Origin of the sequence: Streptomyces sp. NPDC089799 (assembly GCF_040684755.1) — a bacterium.
Taxonomy (GTDB): Bacteria; Actinomycetota; Actinomycetes; order Streptomycetales; family Streptomycetaceae; genus Streptomyces.
In genome coordinates this window covers 1-7,358 of sequence record NZ_JBFBGR010000072.1, presented here as the reverse complement: position 1 = coordinate 7,358, position 7,358 = coordinate 1, and the positions used below count along the sequence as shown (strand labels likewise).

General features: G+C 72.1%; 6 protein-coding genes and 1 pseudogene. 1 reads left to right on the top strand and 6 read right to left on the bottom strand.

What is annotated here, in order from left to right; all coding sequences use genetic code 11:
* A partial coding sequence (locus AB0O36_RS36765) for a carboxyl transferase domain-containing protein (protein WP_365118308.1) occupies positions 1-357 on the bottom strand: 357 nt, incomplete at its 3' end.
* Between the two features lie 246 nt (positions 358-603).
* Between AB0O36_RS36765 and AB0O36_RS36760 the strand changes: the two genes are divergently transcribed.
* A complete protein-coding gene (locus AB0O36_RS36760; RefSeq protein ID WP_365118306.1) occupies positions 604-1,251 on the top strand; it encodes a YceI family protein in 648 nt (215 codons plus the stop codon).
* Positions 1,252-1,279: 28 nt separating this feature from the next.
* On the opposite strand, the gene AB0O36_RS36755 is transcribed toward AB0O36_RS36760, so the two are convergent.
* The 5 genes and pseudogenes from AB0O36_RS36755 to AB0O36_RS36735 all read right to left on the bottom strand — a co-directional run.
* Positions 1,280-2,680, bottom strand: a complete 1,401-nt coding sequence (locus AB0O36_RS36755; protein WP_365118303.1) for a hypothetical protein — start codon at positions 2,678-2,680, stop codon at positions 1,280-1,282.
* Positions 2,681-2,866: 186 nt separating this feature from the next.
* Positions 2,867-4,480, bottom strand: a pseudogene (cimA, locus tag AB0O36_RS36750) (citramalate synthase); the annotation flags it as partial.
* A 328-nt stretch (positions 4,481-4,808) separates the two neighbouring features.
* Positions 4,809-5,423 carry a TetR/AcrR family transcriptional regulator gene (locus AB0O36_RS36745; RefSeq protein WP_365118301.1) on the bottom strand — a complete coding sequence of 205 codons (615 nt, stop codon included), beginning with the start codon at positions 5,421-5,423 and terminating at the stop codon, positions 4,809-4,811.
* A gap of 37 nt (positions 5,424-5,460) precedes the next feature.
* Entirely contained in the window at positions 5,461-6,507 is a 1,047-nt protein-coding gene (locus AB0O36_RS36740) for an agmatine deiminase family protein (RefSeq protein WP_365118300.1), read from the bottom strand.
* 17 nt (positions 6,508-6,524) lie between these two features.
* On the bottom strand, positions 6,525-7,358 hold an 834-nt coding region (locus AB0O36_RS36735; RefSeq protein ID WP_365118298.1), incomplete at its 5' end, for an amidohydrolase family protein.

Genomic DNA, 7,358 nt, shown 5'->3' with positions numbered 1-7,358 from the left:
CGTGGCGTGGGCCTCGCCCAGCGCACCGCCGAAGATCCGGAAGTCATGGGCGTAGACGAAGACCGTGCGGCCCTCGACGGTGCCCCAGCCGGTGATGACACCGTCGGTGTAGGGCTTGCGGGCCTCCAGACCGAATCCGGTGGCCCGGTGCCGGCGCAGCTGCTCGACCTCCTTGAAGGAGCCCTCGTCGAGGAGGAGCGCGATGCGCTCGCGGGCGGTCAGCTTCCCCTTGGCGTGCTGGGCTTCGGTCGCGCGGTCACTGGGGCCGCGCCGCGCCTGCTCGCGCAGGTCGTGCAGCTCGGCCACGCGGCCGCGAGCGTCCGTCGGCTCGCCCGGAGTCTGGTCCACAACGGTCATGTACCGACCTTACGAAGCGGACCTCGGGAAACCCTCCGTAGAGACCGCACAGTCTCGGGCCCGATCCGCTGTGAAGCCCGCACAGAAGCGCGGGCGCGTGCAAGGACATCACCAGCAGGGGACTGCGGCCTTTGTTCACCTCCAACAAAACCGGCGAGTGAAGTTGAAAGTTGAACGGAATGGGTCTAGCGTCATTCTCGTTGAAACTTCAACGACCTCAACCCCTCTCGTCCTCAGGAGCACACCATGGGCATCTTCAGCCGCCGCACCGTCGCCCCCGTCGCCACCAGCCCTGCCTCCACCACCGCCACCGGCGCCGCGGCCACCGCGGTCCTCGACGCCGACCCGGCCCTCGCCGCCCTCACCGGCGACTACACCATCGACCCGGCGCACAGCAGCATCGGCTTCACCGTCCGCCACGCGATGGTGACCAACGTCCGGGGCTCCTTCACCGACCACGAGGGCACCCTGAGCCTGGACGGCGCCGATCCGTCCCGGTCCACCGCCGTCGTCGAGGTCCGGACCGCGTCGGTCGACACCGGCATCGCCGACCGCGACGCCCACCTGCGCGGCGGGGACTTCTTCGACGCCGAGTCCTTCCCCCTGATGACCTTCCGCTCCACCTCGGCCGCCCGCACCGGCGCCGAGACCTACCGCCTCACCGGCGAGCTCACCATCAAGGACGTCACCCGCCCGCTCTCCATCGACCTGGAGTTCAACGGCGCGGCCACCGACGCCTACGGCAACGAGCGCGTCGGCTTCGAGGGCAGCACCCAGATCCTGCGCTCCGACTGGGGCCTGACCTGGAACGCCGCGCTGGAGGCCGGTGGCGTGATGGTCAGCGACAAGGTGAAGCTGACCTTCGACATCTCGGCGATCCGCACGGCGGCCTGAGCCCGGTCGCCCTGCGGGGGGCGGGTGCTCAGAACCCGCCCCCGCCGCCGAAGTCCCCGCCGCCACCGCCGAAGTCGCCGCCGCCGAAGCCGCCCCCGAAGTCGGAGGCGTCGAAGTCGCTGCCGGAGAAGTCACCGCCGTCGAACCCGCCGCCGTCGCCGAAGCCCCCGCCGCCCCAGTCGGCGCCGTAGGCGGGGCTGGACATCATCGAGCCGAGCATGGTGCCCACCAGCAGGCCGGGCAGGATCCCGCCGCCGAAGTAGCCGCCGGCCCACGGCCCGTAGACCGGGCCGGCGTCGTAGTAGGGCCGCGGACCGCGGTCGGTCTCGACCGTGCGCACCATCGGGTCCCGGCCCTCGCGCAGGCGCACCGCGTCGGCCGGGCAGACCGGGACCGTGCGGAGGGTGCCCGCGGCGGGCGCCCAGGAGGCGTCCTCCGTACTGGGACCGTGCCGCGGGTCGAAGAAGCAGGGTGCGCGGCGCTCGGGCAGCGGACGCCCCTCCCGGCGGGCCGCGAGCACCGCCAGCGCGAACCGGCCGTCCTCCAGGGCCTGGGTGACCCCCTTGACCTCCTCCGGGTGCGCGACCGAGCCCATGATCTGCTTGGCCCGGTCGTAGGAGTCCAGCGCCCGCTCGTAGTCCTGGCGCATGGCGTCGTCGGCACCGGGCTCACCGGGGTGGAAGTCCAGCCGTTCGAGTTCCTCGCCGAACGCGGTGATGTCCTCGTCCACCACCACCCGCAGCTTCTCCACGGCCGCCCGTTCGGCCTCCTCCTTGCGCCTGCGGTTCCGGCGGACCAGGGCGTACGCGCCCCCGCCGCCGATCACCGCGACCACGCCGAGGCCGACCAGGGTGCTGCCGTCCACGCCGCCGCCGGCTCCGGTGCCGCCCCACGAGGCGGGGGCGCTGCCCCGCATCTGCGGCAGGGCCTGGTCGACGAAGTTGTTCAGCTGGGTGGTCGCGTCCACCGGGCCGCCGGCCTTCACCGCGTCGGACAGGTTCCGCACGGCGTTGGGACGCATGACGACCCTGTCCGCCTTGGCGTCGAAGCCGTCGCCGAGCCGGATCGCGTAGAGGCCGGTGACTCCCGTCTGGGCCCGCACGCTCTCGAAGACGCTCGCCGGCGGGAACTCGGCGGAGTTCGGCAGCACGGCGACGAACAGCGGCTTGTCGGCGTCCTTGATCTTCTTGGCGAGGGCGTCCGCCTGGTCCTTCGGCAGCTGTGCCTGTGCGCGCGGGTCGACGTAGACCGGGCTCTGCTTGAGCGCCGCGGCCACCGCGGCCGGTCCGGTGGCGGCGGATGCCTGCGGGGCGACCGCGAGGGCGGTCGCCGACAGGGTCAGCAGCAGGCCGGAGAGCGCGGCGGGTATCAGCCTGCTCCCCCTGGCCTTCCTGGCCCTCCTGGTCCTCCGGGTGCTCCTGGTCTTCATGCCTTCGACGCTACCGGAACGGGTGTTTTCCCGTGTAAGTCGGACATAAGGGCTGGATGGTCGGGCCGGCGGACGGCCGGGCGGCCGGGCGTGAAGCCCGGCGCCGCCTCAGGCCCGGGGCCGGATCGGGCGGCCGGGAGCGCCCGGGGAGGTGTGGGCCGGCGGGCGGAGCATCATCCGGAAGGCCGGTTCCACGCCCGCGTGCAGCAGCCCGTAGGTGAAGGCGTCCTCCAGGGCCTGCCAGGAGGCGGCGATCACGTTCGGGGCCACGCCGACCGTGTTCCACTCCTTGTTGCCGTCGGTGGTGGTGATCAGCACGCGGGTGGTGGACTCGGTGCCGTGCGTGCCCTCCAGGGTGCGCACCTTGTAGTCCACCAGCTCGAACTTGGCCAGCTGCGGGTAGAACGTCTCCAGTGCCTCACGCAGCGCCCGGTCCAGGGCGTTGACCGGGCCGTTGCCCTCGGCGGTGGCGATGATCCGCTCGCCCCGGACCCACAGCTTGACCGTGGCCTCGTTGGCGTGGGTGCCGTCGGGGCGGTCCTCGCTGATCGCGCGCCAGGACTCCACCTTGAAGAAGCGGCGGGCCCGGCCCTCGGCCTCGGCGCGCAGCAGCAGTTCGAAGGAGGCGTCGGCGGCCTCGTAGGTGTAGCCCTGGAGCTCCCGCTCCTTGACCCGCTCCACGACCCGGCCGATCAGCTCGCGGTCGCCCTTGAGGTCGACGCCGAGCTCCTTGCCCTTGAGCTCGATGGAGGCCCGGCCGGCCATGTCGGAGACCAGCATGCGCATGGTGTTGCCGACCCGCTCGGGGTCGATGTGCTGGTACAGGTCGGGGTCGACCTTGATGGCGGAGGCGTGCAGGCCGGCCTTGTGCGCGAAGGCGGAGACGCCGACGTACGGCTGGTGCGTGGAGGGGGTCAGGTTGACCACCTCGGCCACGGCGTGCGAGATGCGGGTCATCTCGGCGAGCGCGCCCTCGGGGAGGACGGTGCGGCCGTACTTGATCTCCAGTGCGGCGACCACCGGGAAGAGGTTGGCGTTGCCGACCCGCTCGCCGTATCCGTTGGCGGTGCACTGCACGTGGGTGGCGCCGGCGTCGACGGCGGCCAGGGTGTTGGCCACGGCGCAGCCGGTGTCGTCCTGGGCGTGGATGCCGAGGCGGGCGCCGGTGTCGGCGAGCACGGTGGAGACCACGGCGGTGATCTGGGCGGGGAGCATGCCTCCGTTGGTGTCGCACAGGACGACCACGTCGGCGCCGGCCTCGTGGGCGGTGCGGACGACGGACTTGGCGTACTCCGGGTTGGCGCGGTAGCCGTCGAAGAAGTGCTCGCAGTCGACGAACACCCTGCGGCCCTGTTCGCGCAGGTAGGAGACGGTGTCGCGGACCATCTCCAGGTTCTCGTCCAGGGTGGTGCGCAGGGCCAGTTCGACGTGCCGGTCGTGGGACTTGGCCACCAGGGTGATCACCGGCGCGCCGGACTCCAGCAGCGCGCGGACCTGCGGGTCCTCGGCGGCCGAGCCGCCGGCCCGGCGGGTGGCGCCGAAGGCGACCAGCTGGGCGTTCCGGAACTCGATCTCGGCCTGCGCGCGGGCGAAGAACTCGGTGTCGCGGGGGTTGGCGCCCGGCCAGCCGCCCTCGATGAAACCGACGCCGAACTCGTCCAGGTGCCGGGCGATCGTCAGCTTGTCCGCGACCGTGAGGTTGATGCCCTCGCGCTGCGCGCCGTCGCGCAGGGTCGTGTCGAAGACGTGGAAGCTGTCGTCCAGGACGGCTTTCGCCTCTGTCGTCCCTGTTGGCGTCATGGTGATCTGGACTCCTGTCGGATGAGTGGCTCCGGAAACCCGGGATCCACTGCCCCCATCATCGCGCGCGGGACGCTCCCGGCATTTCGTGCGCCGGGAAACAAAAAACCTCTCGCTGGTGCGAGAGGTCTGCGCGCGGGTCAGGGGCACGGTGTCGCTGCCCGCAGAGGTCTTCCACGGGTCAGCGGTCACTGCGGACCGGCGCGCTGCTGCAGATAATCACGGTCTGAGCAAGCACGTCCGCAGTGTGCCATACGCTTCCCGGCGTGCGGACGCCGGTCTCACCATGTGGGCGGGGTCCGTCACGTGTCGGACGGGCCCGCCGCCCTCACCCCGCCGGCGGGGTGAGGGCCTCGGTGAAGAACTCTCTGACGTGGGCCAGGATCTCGGGCCGGTCGACCGTGGGCAGGCCCACGGCGAGCTGGATGCTGAAGCCGTCCAGCAGGGCGCGGGCGCGGGCCGCCACCCGTTCCGCGTCGACCTGGCGGAACTCGCCGCGGGAGATGCCCTCGGCCAGCAGGGCGACCAGGTCGCGGTGCCAGGCGCCCTCGATCGCGGCCTGCCGTTCCCGCTCCTCGGGTCCGGCGTTCTGGGAGCGGTTCCAGACCTCCAGCCAGAGGGTCCAGTGCGGGTCCCGCGCGTACTCGGGCACGTACAGGTCGACGTAGGCGGCGAGCCGGTCGGCGACCGTGCCGCGCCGGGAGAGCAGGGCCCGCCGTTCGAGGCCGAGGGCGGCCTCGCTCCATTCCAGGGTCTGCAGGAGCAGTTCGTCCTTGGTCCGGAAGTAATACAGCAGGTGCCCGCTGCTCATGCCGACCTGGCGGCCCAGGCCGGCCATGGTCAGGCCGTCCAGGCCGCGCTCCGCGATGGTCGCCATGGCGGCGGCGAGGACCTCCTCGCGCGGCGGCGCGTTCTTCCGCGCGCGTACCCCACCGGCCACCATGGCCACTCCCTCACGTTCGCGGTCCTCGGGAAGACCCTCAGACCTTGGGCTGCTGCTGGGTGATGCAGTGGATACCGCCACCCCCGGCGAAAATCGTACGTGCGTCAACCAGCGTCACGGTCCGCTCCGGGAACAGTCCGCGGAAGATCTCGGCCGCTTCCTCGTCCCGCGGGTCGTCGAAGGCGCAGAGCACGACACCGTCGTTGCACAGGTAGTGGTTGATGTACGAGTAGTCGACCCACTCGCCGTCCTCCTCCAGCACGGTCGGCGCCGGGATCTCGACGACCTCCAGCTGACGTCCCCGGGCGTCGGTGGCGGACCGCAGCAGGGCCGCGATCAGCTTGCAGCGCTCGTGGTCCGGGTGCGCCGGGTCGGGCTGGGTGTGCACCATCACCACGCCGGGGCGGGCGAAGGCCGCCACGATGTCGACGTGGCCCTGGGTGCCGTAGGTGCCGTAGTCGCCGGCCAGGCCGTACGGCAGCCAGATCGCCTTGGTGGTGCCGAGGTGGGCGTGGATCTCCTGCTCGACCTGCTCGCGGGTCCAGCCGGGGTTGCGGCCCTCGCCGAGCTGCACGGTGTCGGTCAGCAGGACGGTGCCCTCGCCGTCGACGTGGATGGCGCCGCCCTCGTTGACCAGCGGGGTGCTGTAGGTGCGGGTCCCGACGATGTCGGAGATGTGCCGGGCGATCTTGGAGTCGTTGTCCCAGCGGGCCCACTCCTGGGCGCCCCAGCCGTTGAAGGTCCAGTCGACCGCGGCGAGCTCGCCCTGGCCGTTGGTGACGAAGGTGGGGCCGATGTCCCGCATCCAGGCGTCGTCGAGCTCGCGCTCGACCAGCTCGACGGGGTGCTTGTCGCCGGCGCCGACCACGGCGCGGGCGCCCTCGGCGTCACCGGGCGAGACCACCAGGGTGACGGGCTCGTACGCGCTGACGGCGCGGGCGACCGAGCCCCACGCCCGGCGGGCCTCGGCGAGCTCTTCGTCGTTGGTGAAGGTCGGGTTCGGGCTGGGCCAGGCCATCCAGGTGCGCTCGTGCGGGGCCCACTCGGGGGGCATGCGGTGACCGGCGTCGACGGGCTTGTTCATGAGGGTGGTCCTTGCTCTTACAGGAAGTACAGGCGGTTGAGGGCGATCGAGTCGGCGGCTTCGGAACGCAGCGGTTCCCCGTCGAGGGAGACGAGTCCGCTGCGCGCGTCCACGTCGACCGCGCCCACCCGGGAGTTGAGGAGCATGTCCTTCGGTCCGATGCCGCGGGTGCCGCGGACGGCGACCCGGCGGCGGCGGGTCGGCATGGCGTCGCCGCCGAGGGCCGCGGCCGCGGCCGAGACGAAGGCCACGGAGATGTCGGCGGCGGTGGCGCCGTGGGCGCCGAACTGCGGGCCGAGGACGAGGGGCTCGCAGGTGTCGGTGGCGGCGTTGGGGTCGCCGGTGACGCCGTAGGCCGGGAAGCCCGACTTGAGGACGAGCTGGGGCTTGGCGCCGAAGAACTGGGGGCGCCACAGGACGATGTCGGCGAGCTTGCCGACCTCGATGGAGCCGATCTCGTGGGCCAGGCCGTGCGCGATGGCCGGGTTGATCGTCAGCTTGGCCATGTAGCGGAGCACGCGGGCGTTGTCGTCGCCCTCGCCGTCGCCGTCCATCGGGCCGAGCTCGGCCTTCATCTTGGCGGCCATGGCGAACGTACGGCGAACGGTCTCGCCCGCCCGGCCCATGCCCTGGGCGTCGGAGGAGGTGATGCCGATGGCGCCCAGGTCGTGCAGGACGTCCTCGGCCCCCATCGTGCCGGCCCGGATCCGGTCGCGCGCCATGGCGGCGTCGCCGGGGAGGTCCGGCTTGAGGTCGTGGACGGAGACGATCATGCCGTAGTGCTCGGCGACCGCGTCCCGGCCGAAGGGCAGGGTGGGGTTGGTGGAGGAGCCGATGACGTTCGGCACGCC

What these genes read in the sequence shown, in the direction of transcription:
- AB0O36_RS36760 (WP_365118306.1), top strand. Translation starts at nt 604, where the DNA reads ATGGGCATCTTCAGCCGCCGCACCGTCGCCCCCGTCGCCACCAGCCCT.
- AB0O36_RS36755 (WP_365118303.1), bottom strand. Translation starts at nt 2,680, where the DNA reads ATGAAGACCAGGAGCACCCGGAGGACCAGGAGGGCCAGGAAGGCCAGG.
- AB0O36_RS36745 (WP_365118301.1), bottom strand. Translation starts at nt 5,423, where the DNA reads ATGGTGGCCGGTGGGGTACGCGCGCGGAAGAACGCGCCGCCGCGCGAG.
- AB0O36_RS36740 (WP_365118300.1), bottom strand. Translation starts at nt 6,507, where the DNA reads ATGAACAAGCCCGTCGACGCCGGTCACCGCATGCCCCCCGAGTGGGCC.